This window comes from Nonomuraea purpurea, from assembly GCF_042650645.1.
Lineage (GTDB): Bacteria > Actinomycetota > Actinomycetes > Streptosporangiales > Streptosporangiaceae > Nonomuraea > Nonomuraea purpurea.
The window spans coordinates 255,021-270,825 of sequence record NZ_JBHSBI010000015.1 but is presented as its reverse complement, the minus strand read 5'-3'; the positions used below and the strand labels follow the sequence as shown (position 1 = coordinate 270,825).

Sequence of the window (15,805 nt, the reverse complement as noted above, 5' to 3'; positions counted from 1 at the left end):
ACATTCTCATCGAAGGGCGACGCATCAACGGCTCGACCGTGGCCGCCGGGCCGGCTGGACACGGCATAAACGACTGTGGAGGGCAGGTCAGACCAGGTGAGGCAACTCCGACCCTGGCACAGCCCGAAACCTACGACGCGCACGCGGCGTAGCAGAAGCAGTAAGGACCCCACGGCGACGTGGGGAAGTCCCCGGCATTTACGCCGAGGAGGAGGTCAATTCCATGTCCAGCTCATGTACGTGTACGACACCGTTGAGGATCTCCGCTACCTCCGCTCGCGTGGGTTGCGCCGCGCCCATCTGGCCCGCGATCTCGCTGTCCATGCAGGAAGAGGCCACCTGCCGCGCCCGTCAGCAGCGAAGGCGCCGGATCCGCTGATGCGGTGACAACCTTGCCAGGCGCCGTGGCGCCAGTCCGTCGGACTCGTGGCGAGGGCCGCATGGCAGTGACCACGCTCCCAGAACGGCCAGAGGTCCGGCGATCAGGTGATGGCTTCGGCCAGGTCCACGTGACCGTGGAAGGGTGGGAGTCGTTCGCCCAGGAGGAGGCGGCGGGCGACGTGGGCGATCTGGCCGGCGGCGTAGCGGGCTTCACCGGCGAGTTGGGGATATCCGGACAGGTCGCCTCCGATGAGGCCGACCGAGTCTTTGGCGCGTTCGGACAGGGCCGATGGGCCGCCCAGCCATTCGACCAGGGCGGTGATGCGGTCGGCCGAGGCCGCGAGGTGGGGGCCGATCAGTCCGTGGAAGGGGGGAAGGTCAGGGTGTGTGGCTGAGGGTCGAGGTCATCGGACGCCTTCCGCGGACGCCTCATCGGCTATGGGCACCGTCGCGGCCAGGTCCAGCTCGAAGACCTGGCCGATGAGGTCGACGCCGAAGCTGTGGTGCTGTTCCTGTTCGACCTGGCGGAATCCGCGCGAGAGATAGATGGTGCGGGCGGCGACGAGTGGATGGTTGGTCCACAGCTTCATGCGTTCGTAGCGGGCCCGGCGGGCGAAGGCGATGCACTCGTCCACCAGCCGGGCGCCGAGCCGGTGTCCGCGCGCCGCCGGGTCGACCAGCAAGATCCGCAGTTGGGCCGTCGTCTCGTCCGCGGCGACACAGAAGACGCAGCCGACACGGCGGCCGTCGAGCTCGGCTATCCATGCGGCTTCGCGGGCCGGGTCGTTGTCGGCCGCGTAGTCGGCGACGATGCGCGCGACGAGTGCCTCGAAGTCGGTGTCCCAGCCGAATTCGGCGGCGTAGATCTCGCCGTGGGCCATCACCACCCAGCCGAGGTCGCCCGGCCGTCCCAGGCGGCGTATCGCCATCGTCTCGATCGACCGGTCGCTCATGGCGCCTCCGTGTGGTGCGAAGTCTCTATGTCCGCGACTACTGAAACAGTCGTTTCAGTGCAAGAGTAACCTCATGAGCCAGACAGCGCGACCCTTGTCCGCTCGCAAACAAGAACTCCTCGAACGGGCCTACAGCTACGTTCTTGAGCAGGGGCTGGCGAGTTTGTCCCTGCGGCCCCTGGCGGCCGCCATCGGCTCCAGCCCTCGTGTTCTGCTGTTTCTCTTCGGATCGAAAGAGGAACTGATCAAGGCCCTGCTGGCCCGAGCGCGCAACGATGAGCTGGACTTCCTCGCCAGGACCCGAGCCCAGGCCCAGGGCATCGGCGAGCGGGGCGACCTGGCCGCCACGGTACGCGTCATCTGGCACTGGCTCTCAGGAGAGCCGACGCGACCGCTGCTCAAGCTCTGGGTCGAGGCCTACGCGCGCTCAACGGCCGAGCCGGACGGCCCATGGGGGCCTTTCGCCCGGCAGACGGTCGAGGACTGGCTCGCTCTGCTGACCGCGGTCCAGCCCGAAGGGGCCACCGCGACGACGGCCGCGGCCGAACGCACCCTCGCCCTGGCCGTCCTGCGCGGCGCGCTGCTCGATCTCCTCGCCACCGGCGACCTCGAACGTGTCACCTCCGCGATCGAGCACTACCTGCGCCTCGCGAAGGGATGATCGTTCACTGGAACCGCGGCTGACCCGCGGGAGGTCAGAGAAGGAAGGTGAACAGTGGCGAGCCTGGCGGAATGCGCTCCACCGTGAGCGGGCCGGCCTTCATCCGGACCAGGAGGCTGTCGAGGTCGCCGGCCCGCTCGAGTTCGATGCCGACGAGCGCCGGGCCAGTTTCGCGGTTGTTCTTCTTGACGTACTCGAAGGCGATGATGTCCTCGCCTTCTCCCAGAACCTCGTCCAGGAAGTGGCGCAGGGCGCCGGGGCGCTGCGGGAAGGTCACCAGGAAGTAGTGCCTCAGCCCGATGTGCACGAGAGAGCGCTCCAGCACCTCGTTGTACCGGCTGACGTCGTTGTTGCCGCCCGACACCACGCACACCACCGGCGCTCCGGAGGCGTAGGGCAGGATCTCGCGGGCCGCGGCGCCCGCGAGAGCCCCGGCGGGCTCGGCGATGATGCCGTCGCTCTGGTAGAGATCCAGCATCTCGGTGCACACCGCGCCTTCATCGACCGTGACGACTTCGTCGACCAGGTCCTTGACCAGGGGGAACGTGGTGTCTCCCACCCTTCCGACGGCGGCGCCGTCCACGAAGGTGTCCAGCCGGGGCAGGGCGCGGGGCTCGCCGTGGTCGAGGGCGGCGCGCATGCTGGCCGCTCCGGCAGGTTCCGCGCCCACGATGCGGGTGCCGGGTGAGTGTTCGCGCAGCCAGACGGCGATGCCGCTGATCAGGCCGCCGCCGCCGACAGGGACGATCACGGTGTGCGGTGCCTGTCCGCTCTGCGCCAGGATCTCCAAGCCGACCGTGCCCTGCCCGGCCATTGTCCTGACGTCGTCGAACGGGTGCACGTAGATCGCGCCGGTCCGGTCGCTGTCGGCGTGCGCGGCGCCACTCGCCTCGTCGTAGGTGCCGCCGCCGACCACGATCTCCACCCGGTCGCCGCCGAGCGCCGCGATGCGCTCGCGCTTCTGCCGTGGCGTGGTGGACGGGACGTACACCCGGCCGCTGATCCCCAGACGCGCGCACGCGAAGGCGACGCCCTGCCCGTGGTTGCCCGCGCTCGCGCAGACCACGCCGCGCCGCCGTTCCTCCTGCGTGAGCGAGGCGATCAGGTTGAACGCCCCGCGCACCTTGTAGGAGCGGCAGACCTGCGCGTCCTCGCGCTTGAGCAGCACCTGACCACCGAGCAGATCGGACAGCCGCTGGTTCGGCTCCAGTGCGGTATGGCGGATCACCGGCCGCAACCGTTCAGCCGCATGGCTGATCATCGCGGCGGTGAGGCGGTCGCCCATTCACACTCCTGGCACAGCGGTGGATCAAGGGATGGTGGGAGCCCACAACGGCAGCCGAACAGGCGCCCGGGCACACCGATCACAACGATCCCACCAGGCCATGGTATTCCCACCGCGCCCGCCCCTCAGCCACGACGACGCGAAACCTCCGACGATGTGTTGCGACGCCCATGGATCCCCATCGATTCAGCCCCGAGACGCCGTCAGCATGGCGAACCGGGCTGTCTTGGAGCTGTCTCGTGCCTGTCGGCCGCGGAAGGGCGTGCGCCGGCTACGGACTGACGTGCTGTGACCTGCCGGTCCGCCGCTGGTAGGCGTCGGCGACCAGGACCAGCCACGCGATCTCGTCGTCGAGTGAGCGGTCGGGCTGGTCGGCGGCGCCTTCGTGCGCCGTCTGCTCCCCGTCGAGCGAGCGCGCCAGCGCCTCGGCCGCGGCGGCGGCTCATGCGGCGTCGGGCCGGGCGTCCTGGGCCAGGCCGGCGACGCCCAGGGCGAGCATGCCGTCGCTGATCTCGATCACGCGGCGGTACAACCGGTATTCGATGTCGAAGAAGGCCAGCGGCTCCCGGCCGCGCGGCCGGTGCAGGGCTATCTCCGGCATGGCGGCGTGCAGGCGCGACCACAGGGGATGGAGGCGCCGATAGGCCCGCAGATATCCGAGCCGCTTGCTGACCGTTTCGAGGAGTGTGCCGACCTTCGGCAGGGCGAGGCCGACGGCGCCGAGAACGACGGCCGTCAGCGCCAGCGGCGTGGACAGGAAACGTTCGTCCATCGGCAGGGCGGAACGGGTGAACTGGGCGACGATGTAGAACGCCTTGAACCCGCAGTAGGCGACGCCGGACAACGCGGCCCCGAAAACCAGCAGGCCGCTCAGCCGGAGGTAGGCGGCACTTCGCGGCCGGCGTCCGTACCGCCAGACCGACACTGCGATGTCCGCGCACGCCAGCGCGATCATCGCGATGAACAGGAACATGTACTGCGGGATGAACGGGGCTGTCGAATACCGGTCGGCGAATTCGATGGGCTCGGAGACGTCGACGGGCGCGAGCAGGAACAGCACCGCCATCGCGACCGCGACGGCACCGGCGAAGACGATCCGCCGTCGCACGCGCGCGCCGGCCCCCGGCCGATCGTTCTCCAGGCGCACGAGCATGACGCTGATGGCGCAGCAGGCGCCGATCGTGGCGAGGTGCTGCAGCAGCTTGCCCAGGTTGGGAACGTGGGTCAGCCGGTCGATCAGGGCGTAGATCGGCGGCAGCCCCACCGTCAGCGCGACGCTCATGCCGAGGCAGACGCCGACCAGGCTGCGCAGTCCCCGGTTCCCCGGATTCCTGAGCAGATCGGCCGTCTTCACGGCCAGCACGATCCAGCAGATCACGCCGATGCCGATGTGCGTCAGGCGCAGATACAGCGCGTCTCCCCCGAGCCAGTTCATTTGAGGAGCTCGTGCAGGCGCTGGTCGCGGCCGTCGTCGTCAGGGCCCGTCACCTCGCGGGCGATCAGCCCGGCGAGCAGGGACGCCAGCGTCTCGGCCTCCCGCTCCTCGCGCACCGCGTAGGCGGTCCTGCCCAGCATGCGCTGGATCGCGGTGTCGCCGAGGTTGGGGAGCAGCAGTTGCCGGTAGTCGCCTTCGAGGACGTGCGCGTGCTCGAAGATGAGGTGCGACAGTTCGTGCAGGATGATGTGCGAGCGGTGCACCGGCGAGGTGTTGTCGCGGTAGAGCACGAAGTCGGTGGCCGGGGTGGCGACCCAGATGCCGCAGGGGCCGCCGGAGTCGAGCCCGCTCAGAGGCATCAGGGTGATCGGACGGCGCCGGATCGTCTCCAGGTGCGTGCGAAGGCTCTGCACGGTCAACGGCGACGGCAGTCCGAGTTCCCGTAACTTGGCCGAGCAGGTCCTGCGTAAGCTTCGCCCCAACGACTCGTCCTCTACTTCGCGGGCGGCAGACCCTGCATCTGGCGGATCTGATCGATGATGGTGAGGATGGCGCTGCGGTTCTGCGGCGTCAGGTCCTTGCTGCGCAGGGCGATCTGCTGCACGTCGTTGTCGCGCATCGCCGTCACGAGTTCGAGCTCCGCGTCGATCTTGGCCGCGACCTCGTCGTCGAAGAAGTAGTTGACGCTGACGCCGAAGAACTCGGCCAGTCCTTTGAGGTGGTTGTAGGTCGGGTTGCCGCGCTTGCCGCTGCGCAGGAGCCCGATGTAGGCGTCGGTGATCGAACCGCCGTTCGCGCTGATCCCGGCCGCGACCTCGGTGTTGGAGTACGGCCCCCGTCCGCCGGGATGGATCGTCGCGAACAGGTGGTTGAGCTTGTCGGCCAACGTCCGGCCGCCCTCTTCTGCCACCGCACACTCCCAACTGTTGTTTGAGAACAGCCAGGGTCTCTCAAACACTGGTTGACACATCCCGCCTACACCAGTTTATGCTCCCTTTGCCACATGGGAGATGGGGGAAACGCATGAGGCCAGGCCGTGGCTTACGTTTCGGCGTGCTCGGACACTTGGAGATCACGAAGGACGACGCTCCGGTCATCGTCACCGCACCCAAGCAGCGAATCGCGCTGACCGCCCTGTTGCTCCAGGCCAACCAGCTCGTGACGAGGGACGAGCTGGTCGAGCACCTCTGGGAGAGCCGGCTCCCGTCGGACGTGTACGGCTCCCTGCACACGCACATGTCCCGGCTCCGGCAGGCCCTGGGGGGCGGGGACACGCTGATCGCCTCGCGCGACTCGGGCTACCGCGTCCTGGCCGACTCCGACACGCTGGACGTGCTGCGCTTCCGCCACCTGACGGCGCTGGCGGACGGGGCGAGGAAACGGGGCGACACCGCGCGGGAGTCGCGGTTGCTGCGCGAGGCGCTGGCGCTGTGGCGGGGGCCCGCGCTGGCCGGCATCGACTCCGGACCCTTGCAGCGCGAGGTGGTGCCGGTCCTGGAAAAGGAGCGCCTGCGGGCGCAGGAACGCTGGTTCGAGGTGGAGATCGGCCAGGGCAGGCCCGCCGAGGTGATCGCGAATCTCGAGGCGGCCGTGCGGGCGCACCCGACGCATGAGAGCTTCTGGGCCCAGTTGATCGTCGCCCACGCCCAGGCGGGACGTCCGGCCGAAGCGCGCGCGGCCTACCGCGCGGCCCGGAGCCTGCTCTCCGCCGAACTGGGCGCCGATCCGGGGCCGGAGATCCAGCAGGCGTACCAGCACCTGCGGGAGGGCGGCGTAATAGCCAGGACGGCGCAGCGGTTCGGCGGCGTCCCCGCCCCCGCCGAGCTGCCCGCCGACAACGACGCCTTCACCGGGCGCGCGGCCGAACTGGGCAGGCTCCACGCCCAGATGACCTCCGGCGGACGCCCGCCGGTCGTCGCGATCGTCGGCGCGGCCGGCATCGGCAAGTCGGCGCTGGCCATCCAGGCCGCCCACCAGATCGCCGGCCACTTCCCCGGCGGCCAGCTGTACGTGGACCTGTACGGCGCCACGCCCGGCGTCGAACCGCTGCGCCCCCTTGAGGTGCTCAGGCGGTTCCTGCGCTCCTGGGGGCTGGCGGAGGCGGCCATCCCCGGCTCGGTGGACGAGGCCGCGGCCCGGTTCCGGTCGCTCACCTACGACAGCCGGGTGCTCGTCGTCCTGGACAACGCCCGCGACGCCGCCCAGGTCCGCCCCCTCATCCCCGGCGGCCCCGGCTGCGGCGTGGTGATCACGAGTCGCCGCTCGCTCGTGCCGCTGGTCGGGATCGGCCAGACCCGTCTGGGCGCGCTGTCGGAGGAGGAGTCGTCCCTGCTGCTGTCGCGCCTCGTCGGCCGGGCACGGGTCGGCGCAGAACCCGAGGCCGCGGCCGAGGTGGCCAGGCTCTGCGACGGCCTGCCCGTGGAGCTGTGCTTCGCCGCCGCCCGCCTGGCCGCACACCCGGCGGAAACCCTCGCCGCGACCAGGGACCGGCTCGCGATGGAGCGGCACCGGCCGGCCGAGTACGCGGCGGGCTGACCACACTCACCGGATCCACTGCCCTGACCTGGCATGTCGGGCGCGCCGGGCGGGCAGAAGCGGACAAACGGTCTCTTTTACCCAGAGGGCGGAGCATTGACTGCAAACTTGCAGTGTGACATTGTACTGCCTCAAAGGTGGCCGTCACCTGCGGAAACACACGCACCACGAGATTGAGGTGCCCGTGAAATCACTGTCCAAGCCCTCCCGGAGGTTGGTGATCGCCGTCGGCGTGGCCCTGAGCCTCACGCTCGCGGGCTGCAACTCCGACGTCTCCCAGGTCTACTCCTCCAGCACTCCCCAGAACGGCAAGACGGGCCCCGTCCGCGTCGCCCTGCTCGCCTCCTCCAGCCAGAACGGCTTCAACAAGGCCGTCTACGACGGCGCCGTGGCCAGGGCCAAGGAGTACGGCGACGTCGAGGTGACCGTCTTCGACGGCAAGTTCGACAGCCAGACGCAGTTCAACCAGGTCCAGAACGTCGCCGGCCAAGGCACGTTCGACGGCATCGTCCTGGTGCCCAACGACAACGTGGGCATCGCGGCCGCGATCCCGGCCGCGGCGCGCGCCAAGATACCCGTCGTCACCACGCTGTTCCCGGTGGGGCCGCAGCTCACCGAGCTGAAACCGCAGGTGCAGGGCGTCGTGTCCACGGTCGCGGCCGACACGGAGGCCAACTCCAAGAAGCTCGCCGAAGGCGTCGTGGGCTACTGCGAGGGCAAGAACCCCTGCAGGGTCGCGATCCTGATCGGGCAGCTCCAGTTCCCCTTCGACAACCTGCGCAACAAGGCCTACAGGTCGGTGCTCGACGGGCACGCCAACATCAAGGTCGTGGCCACGGGCCAGGGCAACTACGACCGCGACACCTCGATGAAGGCCATGCAGAACATCCTGCAGGCCAACCCGAAACTCGACGTCCTGCTGTCCAACGCCGACCAGCAGACCATCGGGGCCCAGGTCGCGCTGGAGAGCGCCGGCGTGGACCCGAGCAAGATGTACATCACGGGCGGCGGCGGCAACCAGGAAGCCATCAAGCAGGTACGGGCCGGAAAATGGGCGGCCGACCAGGTGGACTTCCCCAACAGCATGGGCAAGGCCGCGCTGGAGCAGGTGGTCAACGCCGTACGCGGCAAGCAGGTCACCCCGGTCGTGGACGCGAACACGCTGGGCCCCGTACCGGTCATCGTCACCAAGGAGATCCTCGGCCAGCACCCCGACTTCGCCGGCGAGTGGGCTGATTGATGGGGTCCCCCGCGACAGTACGGGAGGTGTCCGTACGCTTCGGCTCCACGCAGGCGCTGGACTCGGTGTCGCTGTCACTCGTCGAAGGCGAGGTGCACGGCCTGGTCGGCGAGAACGGCGCCGGCAAGTCCACGCTCGGCAAGGTCATCGGCGGGCTCTACCAGCCGGATTCGGGCGAGCTTGAGGTGTTCGGCCGGCAGGTCCACCGCTGGGACACCAGGCGGGCGCAGGAGGCCGGGGTCGTCGTCATCGCCCAGGAGCTGTGCCTGGTCCCGGCCCTGACCGTGGCGGAGAACGTGTTCCTCGGCAGGGAGAGCCGCACGCTCGGCGTCCTGCGCGGGGACCTGCGCGGCCGATACCGGGACCTGGAGAAGATCTGCGGCTTCGGGCTGCCGCCCGACGCGCCGGTCCACACGCTCTCGATCGCCGACCAGCAGAAGGTCGAGATCATGCGCGCCCTGGCCCGCGACGCGCGGATCATCGTGATGGACGAGCCGACCTCCTCGCTGACCGCCGACGAGAGCGACCGCCTGCACGAGATCATGCGCCGGCTCCGATCGCGCGGCACCACGGTCGTCTACGTCACCCACTTCCTGGACGACGTGCTCGGCAACTGCGACCGCGTGACGGTCATGCGCGACGGCCGGGTGATCAGAACGGCGCCGGCGGCGCGGGAGACCAAGGCGAGCCTGGTCGAGGCGATGCTGGGCGAGCCCGTGGACATGGTGCTGCCCGAGCGTCCCCCGGCGCCGTCCCCGGGCACGGCTCCTGTGGCCGAGATGCGCGAGGTGCGGAGCGCGTCCGTACGGGAGGTGTCGCTGCTGGTGCGGCCGGGCGAGATCGTCGGCCTGGCGGGGCTGGTCGGCAGTGGACGTACGGAGATCGCCAGGGCGCTGTTCGGCTGCGACCGCGTCGAGTCCGGGCAGGTGCTGTTCGGGGGCGCGGTGGTCACGGCCGCCTCCCCGAGAGCGTCGATCGCCCGTGGCATGGCGATGATCCCCGAGGACCGCCGTGCCCAGGGTCTGGTGCTGCTGCGTCCCGTGCTGGAGAACGTGACGCTGCCGCACCTGCGCCGCTTCTCGCGCGCCGGGGTGCTGTCGCGCCGCGCGGAACGCGCCGCCGTCCGCGAACTGGTCGAGCGCCTCGGCGTGCGGCCGGCCGCGCTCGACGGCGACGTGTCCGTGTACTCCGGCGGCAACCAGCAGAAGGTGCTGTTCGCCAAATGGCTCCTGGGGCGTCCCGGGTTCCTCATACTCGACGAGCCCACCAGGGGCGTGGACGTGGGCGCCAAGTCGCGGATCTACCAGCTCATCGTCGAGATCGCCGCCGCCGGCACCGGCGTCCTGCTCATCTCCTCCGAGCTGGAGGAGGTCGTCGGCCTCAGCCACCGCGTCCACCTCGTGCGGGACGGCTCGATCATCGCGGAGGTCCCAGGCCCTGGGACGTCGGTGGACGAGGTCCTGCAGCGACTGTTCGAGGTGGGGGCGACATCCCCCGGTACAGAAGGAAGGCCATGACCGCGACCGCATCGGCGAGGGCGGCATCCGGCGTGAACGTGCCGGCCCTGATCCGCCACTACGCCGTCCTGATCATGCTCGTGGCGCTGTTCGCGGTGCTGAGCGTGTCGACGTCGTCGTTCCTGACGCTGACGAACCTGCTGAACATCCTCAACCAGAACGCCCCGCTGGCGATCATCGCCGTGGCCGGGACGCTGGTCGTCATCTGCGGCGGCTTCGACCTGTCCACCGGGGCGATCTTCAGCGTGGCGAACGTGGTGGCCGCGTGGGTGGCGCTGCACTTCAACAGCCCGTTGCTCGGCCTGCTCGCCGCGCCGCTGGCCGGCGCCGCGCTGGGCCTGGTGAACGGGGCGGCGATCACCCGGCTGCGCATCCACTCGTTCCTGGCGACGCTGGCCTCCAGCCTGGTGTACGGCGGGCTGGCCGTGCTGATCACCGGAGGGTTCCTGATCAGCGTCCCCGCCGGCGGGTTCACCGCGCTCGGCCGGGGCGGGATCGGCCCCGTCTACTATGCGATCGTCATCCTGGCGATCTTCGCCCTGCTGTCAGGATTTCTGCTGAACCGCACGACCTTCGGAAGGTACGTCCTGTCCGTTGGAGGCAACGCCGAGGCGGCCGAGCTGTCCGGGATCCGGGTGAACCGGATCAAGCTGTACACGTTCCTCTACAGCGGCCTGGCCGCGGGCATCGCGGCGGCGATCGGGGTGTCGCGGATCGGCACCGGGCAACCGCAGGCGGGCGACGGCATGCAACTGCTGGCCATCGCGGCGGTCATCCTCGGCGGCACGAGCATCTACGGGGGTGTCGGCGCGATCTGGCGCTCGGTCTGCGGCGTGTACCTGCTGGCCCTGATCGACAACGGCTTCGACATTCTCAACGCCAACCCGTTCTTCAAGGACCTCACGACCGGCGTGGTCATCCTGGCCGCGGTCGCGCTGAGCGTCGCGAGCAAGCGCCGATGATGGACCTGTCAGCCCTGGTGCTGCCCGACCGCGACCCTGCCGCCTTCGTCTGCGACGTGCGGGCGGCCGAGTCGCTCGGCCTTCGCACGGTGTGGACCTACGACCATCTGACCTGGACCGCGCTGAAGGACCGGCCGTGGCACGCGGCCGTGCCGATGCTGGCGGCGGCCGCGGTGTCCACCTCCCGGGTGCGTCTGGGCACGCAGGTGGCCACGCCCAACTACCGCCACCCCGTCACCTTCGCCAAGGAGATCATGACGCTCGACCACCTGAGCGGCGGGCGGCTGGAGATCGGCGTCGGCGCCGGAGCCGAAGGCGCGGACGCCGCCGTGCTCGGCGACGCGCCGCGTTCCCTCTCCGAACGCGCCGAGCGCTTCGCCGAGTGGCTCGCCCTGCTGGACCGCCTGCTCACCCACGACATCAGCACGGTGCGCGGGCCGCGCTACAGCGCTGTCGAGGCGCGCCAGATCCCCGGCTGCCTCCAGCGCCCCCGCGTCCCGCTGACCGTGGCCGCGACGGGCCCCCGCGCGCTGCGCCTGGCCGCGCGGCACGGCCAGGCGTGGGTCACCTACGGCCCCTACCGGCGTCAGGACGATCCAGAAGGCTGGTTCGCGGCGCTGCAGGAGCAGGGACGGGCGCTCGGCGCGGCGCTCGAAGCCGAGGGCAGGCCGCCGTCGGCGCTACGCAGGATCGCGCAGGTCGCCCTGGACATGGCCTGGCCGTTCGAGAGCCAGGACCGCTACGCCGACTTCGTCGGCCGCCTGCGCGAGACGGGCTTCGACGAGCTCACCCTGCACTGGCCGCGCCCGGACGACGGAAAAGGGATGCCGTCCGGCGCACTGGACTTCGTCGCGGCCACGCACCAGCTACCGAGGAAGGCGGATTGATGAGCAGGCTTGCGATCGACGTCGGCGGGACGTTCACCGACGTGGTGGAGTTGAACACCGAGACGGGCGCGCTCACCTTCGGCAAGGTCCCCACCACGCCGCAGGCGCCGTCGCGCGGCGTCATGAACGCCTTCGGCCTGGCCGAGTCCGGCACGCCGGCGATCACGATGTTCACGCACGGGACCACGCTGGGGCTGAACGCGCTGCTCACGCGTACGGGAGCACGCACCGCCGTGATCGGGACCAAGGGGTTCCGCGACGTCTACCTGCTCGGGCGCACCGATCGCAGGACCAACTACGACATCACCTATCGCAAGCCCCCGGCGTTGCTGGAGCGTTACGACACCTTCGAGGTGAACGGGCGCTGCCGGTTCGACGGAAGCGTGCACACCCCGTTCGACGTCGAGGATGCCCGCCGGGTGGCATCGGCCGTGGCGGAACGGGGCTACGACTCGGTCGCGGTGGCGTTCCTGCACTCCTACGCCAACCCGGAGCACGAACTGCGGATGCGCGAGGTCCTCGAAGAGGTCGCGCCCGGCATCGCCGTCACGCTGTCGCACGAGCTGTCCAGGGAGTACCGGGAGTACGAGCGGACGAGCACCGCCGTGCTGGACGCCTACGTCAAGCCGATCGTCCACCGCTACCTGCGGGAGCTGGAGGGCGAGCTGGCCGGCGGCGGCTTCACCGGACGCTTCCTGATGACCCGCTCCGGCGGCGGGTCGATGACCGCGCAGGCCGCCCGCGAACAGCCCGTGAGCCTCATCCTGTCCGGCCCCGCCGGCGGCGTCATCGGCGCGGCCGCGCTCTCCAGGATTCTGCAGGAGCCCAACCTGATCACCATCGACATGGGCGGCACCAGCCTCGACGCCTCACTGATCCTCGATCATGAGCCGGTGCTGTACCAGGGCGCGGAGTTCGAGGGGCTGCCGATCAACACGCCCTCGCTCTACATCCACACGATCGGCGCGGGCGGCGGGTCCATCGCCTGGCTCGACGAGGCGGACGCCCTGCAGGTCGGCCCCCAGAGCGCGGGCGCGGCCCCGGGCCCCGCCTCCTACGGCAGGGGCGGCACGGCTCCCACCTTCACCGACGCCGCTCTGGTGCTGGGCCACCTCGGCGCCGACAGCCCGCTCGGCGGCAAGCTCGCTCTGGACCACGAGCTGGCCGACAAGGCGCTGCAGCCCATCGCCGCCCGGCTCGGCCTGACCTGCGAGGCGCTGGCCCGCGGCATCGTCCAGATCTCCACGATGAAGATCATGGGCGCCGTCCGGGCGATCACCGTCGAGCTCGGACGCGACCCGAAGGACTTCGCGCTGCTGTCCTTCGGCGGCGGTGGCGGCCTGGTGGCCGTCGAGGTCGCCAGGGAACTGGGCATCGCGACCGTGATCGTGCCGCCGGGGCAGGGCGCGTTCTCCGCGTTCGGCATGCTGCTGGCGGACGTGCAGCACGACTTCGCCCGTACGGCCGTCACACCGCTGGCCACGCTCGACGCGGCGACGGCGGAAGCCGTGTACCGCGAGATGGAGTCACAGGCGGTCGAGCAGCTCGCCGCCGAGGGTTTCGGGCCGGGCCGGCGCGCGCTGGTACGCACGCTCGACGTTCGCTACCAGGGGCAGGAGCACTCGGTCACGGTGGCCTACCCCGATGAGGCGGCCACGTTCGCCGCCTCCGTACAGGCCGCCTTCGCCGCCCTGCACGAACGGCAGTACGGCCACACGATGGACGACCCTGTCGAGGTCACCACGTTGCGGCTGCGGGCCACGGGGACAGTCGAGAAGCCGCAGCTCCCGACCATGGCCGCACGTTCGTCGGGCGGGCCGCGGCCGGTGGGCGCGCGTCAGGTGTACCTGTCGCCGGACGAGCCCGCCGTCGAATACCGCATCTACACGCGCGAGGACCTGCTGGCCGGCGATCGCGTCGAAGGGCCGGCGGTCATCACCGAGCACACGGCCACGTCCGTCATCCACGCCGGCGACGTCGTGCGCGTCGGCCGGTACGGCGAACTGGTCATTTCCGTGAACGACAGCACCGGAGGGCAGCAGTGAGCGACTCCATCACCACCGAGATCATCCGGCACGGCCTGCTCGCCGCAGCCGAGGAGATGGCGCGCAACCTGTGCCGCACCGCGTACAACACCGTGGTCTACGAGATTCACGACTACGGCATCGGCATCCACGACGCCCAAGGGGACGTCGTGGCCGACGCGCCCGGCATCGCGGTGTTCACGCGCGGCAACGACCACGGCATCAAGAGGGCGGTGGAGTTCCTCGGCCGCGACGCGCTGGAGCCCGGCGACGTCTTCATCCTCAACTACCCGTACTGGGCCTCGGCCCACACGCTGGACCCGCTGGTGTTCGCGCCCATCCATCACGAGGGTGAGCTCATCGCTTTCGCCTCCTGCCGGATCCACGTGCTGGACCTGAAGCAGAAGGACCCCGGGTACGTGCTGGACTCCACCGACATGTACCAGGAGGGCCTCTTCTTCCCCTGCTCCAAACTCTACCGGCGCGGGGTGCAGAACGACGACGTGTTCAACATCATCCGCTTCAACAGCCGGATGCCCGAGCGCACCATCGGCGACATCCAGGCGCAGGTCTCGGCCTGCGTGACCGGCGTGCGCCGCACCCGGCAGATCGCCGCCAAGTACGGCGCCGGCGTGCTGGCCACCGCGATGGACGCGATCAACGACCACGGCGAGCGGCTCGCCAGGCTGGCCCTGGCCAAGCTGCCCAAGGGCACCTGGACGGCGCACGACTTCGTCGACAGCGACGGCGTGGACGCCGACCGTCTGATCAGGATGAACGTCACCGTGACCATCGGCGAGGACGAGATGGTCATCGACTGGACCGGCAGCGAACGCGATGTGAAGGGCCCGATCAACCTTCCCGTCGGCCAGACGGAGGCGTTCTGCAGCCTCGTCTTCAAGGCCCTGACCACGCCGGACACCCCGGTCGTCGCGGGCAACTTCCGCCCGCTGCGGGTGGTCACCGAGCCGGGCTCTGTGATGCACGCGGTGCCGCCCATGCCCACGTTCACGCTGTGGACGGGACTGCTCGGCGGCGAGGTCGTGCTCAAGGCGCTGGCCCAGGGCATGCCGGACCGCGTGCCCGCCTGCTCGGGCGGCGACGTCTGCTCCATGATGGGCCTCGGCGTCAACCCGCGCACCGGCGAGGCGTGGCTGGAGGCCACCAACGAGGCCGTCGGCTTCGGCGGCCACGCGGGCGGCGACGGCGAGGACGGCATCATGCACCTGTCCGAGCCCGGCTGCCGCAACAACCCGGTGGAGGTCCTGGAGACCAAGTCGCCCATGTTCATCGAGTCGTACGGCTACCGCCCCGACAGCGGAGGACCCGGACGGCACCGGGGCGGCGTCGGCGTCGGCCGTACGTACCGCTTCACCGCCCCCTCGACCGGCATCTGCCTGGTCTACAAGACCAGAACCCAGCCGTGGGCCATCGGCGAGGGACATCCCGGCCAGAGCAACCACGTCGTCCTCAACCCCGGCACCGGCCGCGAGGTGGTCCAGGGCGGCAGCTACAACCGGCTGGAAGCCGACGAGGTGCTGGTCAACAACACCGGCGGCGGTGGCGGCTACGGCGACCCCTTCCGGCGCGAACCGCGCCGCGTCGCCGCGGACGTCCGCAACGGCTACGTCAGCGCCGAGGCAGCCGAGCGCGACTACGGCGTGTCGGTCGACCGGGCCACGTTCGAGGTGGACGCCGAGACAACCGCACGGCTGCGCGCCGCGAGGAGGGCTGGCGCGTGATTCGGCCAACGCCTGCCATGCGAGACCCCGACATTTCTCAGTAACAACCTGGTAACACCCCCTTTCCTCTCGGCCATGTGACCGATCACACTCAAGCCACAGCTGATGTGACCGGTCACATCAGTGCACCTCCCCACGTTCCCCAGCACGCAAGGAGGTCGGCACAGCTATGAGGAGGAAACA

The 15,805-nt window shown here is 70.0% G+C and carries 14 protein-coding genes; 9 read left to right on the top strand and 5 right to left on the bottom strand.

Annotated features, from left to right (window positions below):
- The first annotated feature begins 440 nt into the window (after nt 1-440).
- Nucleotides 441-776: a hypothetical protein gene (locus ACFOY2_RS29345; RefSeq protein WP_379531318.1), complete on the top strand. Its 336-nt coding sequence runs from the start codon at nt 441-443 to the stop codon at nt 774-776.
- Nucleotides 777-785: 9 nt separating this feature from the next.
- Here ACFOY2_RS29345 and ACFOY2_RS29340 read toward each other — a convergent pair whose 3' ends face one another.
- Nucleotides 786-1,334 carry a GNAT family N-acetyltransferase gene (locus tag ACFOY2_RS29340; protein ID WP_379531317.1) on the bottom strand — a complete coding sequence of 183 codons (549 nt, stop codon included), beginning with the start codon at nt 1,332-1,334 and terminating at the stop codon, nt 786-788.
- Nucleotides 1,335-1,407: 73 nt separating this feature from the next.
- Between ACFOY2_RS29340 and ACFOY2_RS29335 the strand changes: the two genes are divergently transcribed.
- Nucleotides 1,408-1,995, top strand: a complete 588-nt coding sequence (locus ACFOY2_RS29335) for a TetR/AcrR family transcriptional regulator (protein WP_379531316.1) — start codon at nt 1,408-1,410, stop codon at nt 1,993-1,995.
- Nucleotides 1,996-2,029: 34 nt separating this feature from the next.
- Here the strand turns inward: ACFOY2_RS29335 and ilvA are convergent, their stop codons facing one another.
- The 4 genes from ilvA to ACFOY2_RS29315 form a co-directional block, all read right to left on the bottom strand.
- Nucleotides 2,030-3,280, bottom strand: coding sequence for a threonine ammonia-lyase IlvA (ilvA, locus tag ACFOY2_RS29330; protein WP_379531315.1), 1,251 nt, complete (start codon nt 3,278-3,280; stop codon nt 2,030-2,032).
- A 442-nt stretch (nt 3,281-3,722) separates the two neighbouring features.
- The gene (locus ACFOY2_RS29325) at nt 3,723-4,715 is read right to left on the bottom strand and encodes an MAB_1171c family putative transporter (RefSeq protein ID WP_379531314.1); all 993 of its coding nucleotides are present in this window, start codon (nt 4,713-4,715) and stop codon (nt 3,723-3,725) included.
- Nucleotides 4,712-5,197 (bottom strand): hypothetical protein, encoded by a 486-nt coding sequence (locus ACFOY2_RS29320; protein ID WP_379531313.1) that lies wholly within the window; start codon nt 5,195-5,197, stop codon nt 4,712-4,714. Before ACFOY2_RS29320 ends, ACFOY2_RS29325 begins: the two co-directional genes overlap by 4 nt.
- An 11-nt stretch (nt 5,198-5,208) precedes the next feature.
- A complete protein-coding gene (locus ACFOY2_RS29315; protein WP_379531312.1) occupies nt 5,209-5,625 on the bottom strand; it encodes an XRE family transcriptional regulator in 417 nt (138 codons plus the stop codon).
- A gap of 143 nt (nt 5,626-5,768) precedes the next feature.
- On the opposite strand from ACFOY2_RS29315, the gene ACFOY2_RS29310 reads away from it, so the two are divergent.
- The 7 genes from ACFOY2_RS29310 (at nt 5,769) to ACFOY2_RS29280 (ending at nt 15,622) form a co-directional block, all read left to right on the top strand.
- Nucleotides 5,769-7,250, top strand: a complete 1,482-nt coding sequence (locus tag ACFOY2_RS29310) for an AfsR/SARP family transcriptional regulator (protein WP_379531311.1) — start codon at nt 5,769-5,771, stop codon at nt 7,248-7,250.
- A 184-nt stretch (nt 7,251-7,434) separates the two neighbouring features.
- Entirely contained in the window at nt 7,435-8,490 is a 1,056-nt protein-coding gene (locus ACFOY2_RS29305) for a sugar ABC transporter substrate-binding protein (protein ID WP_379531310.1), read from the top strand.
- Nucleotides 8,491-8,516: 26 nt separating this feature from the next.
- Nucleotides 8,517-10,007 carry a sugar ABC transporter ATP-binding protein gene (locus tag ACFOY2_RS29300; protein WP_379531309.1) on the top strand — a complete coding sequence of 497 codons (1,491 nt, stop codon included), beginning with the start codon at nt 8,517-8,519 and terminating at the stop codon, nt 10,005-10,007.
- Nucleotides 10,004-10,969: an ABC transporter permease gene (locus tag ACFOY2_RS29295; protein WP_379531308.1), complete on the top strand. Its 966-nt coding sequence runs from the start codon at nt 10,004-10,006 to the stop codon at nt 10,967-10,969. The genes ACFOY2_RS29300 and ACFOY2_RS29295 overlap by 4 nt, the downstream gene beginning before the upstream one ends.
- Nucleotides 10,966-11,856, top strand: a complete 891-nt coding sequence (locus ACFOY2_RS29290) for an LLM class flavin-dependent oxidoreductase (protein WP_379531307.1) — start codon at nt 10,966-10,968, stop codon at nt 11,854-11,856. The genes ACFOY2_RS29295 and ACFOY2_RS29290 overlap by 4 nt, the downstream gene beginning before the upstream one ends.
- A complete protein-coding gene (locus tag ACFOY2_RS29285; protein WP_379531306.1) occupies nt 11,856-13,901 on the top strand; it encodes a hydantoinase/oxoprolinase family protein in 2,046 nt (681 codons plus the stop codon). Before ACFOY2_RS29290 ends, ACFOY2_RS29285 begins: the two co-directional genes overlap by 1 nt.
- Nucleotides 13,898-15,622: a hydantoinase B/oxoprolinase family protein gene (locus ACFOY2_RS29280; RefSeq protein ID WP_379531305.1), complete on the top strand. Its 1,725-nt coding sequence runs from the start codon at nt 13,898-13,900 to the stop codon at nt 15,620-15,622. The genes ACFOY2_RS29285 and ACFOY2_RS29280 overlap by 4 nt, the downstream gene beginning before the upstream one ends.
- Nucleotides 15,623-15,805: the final 183 nt, after the last annotated feature.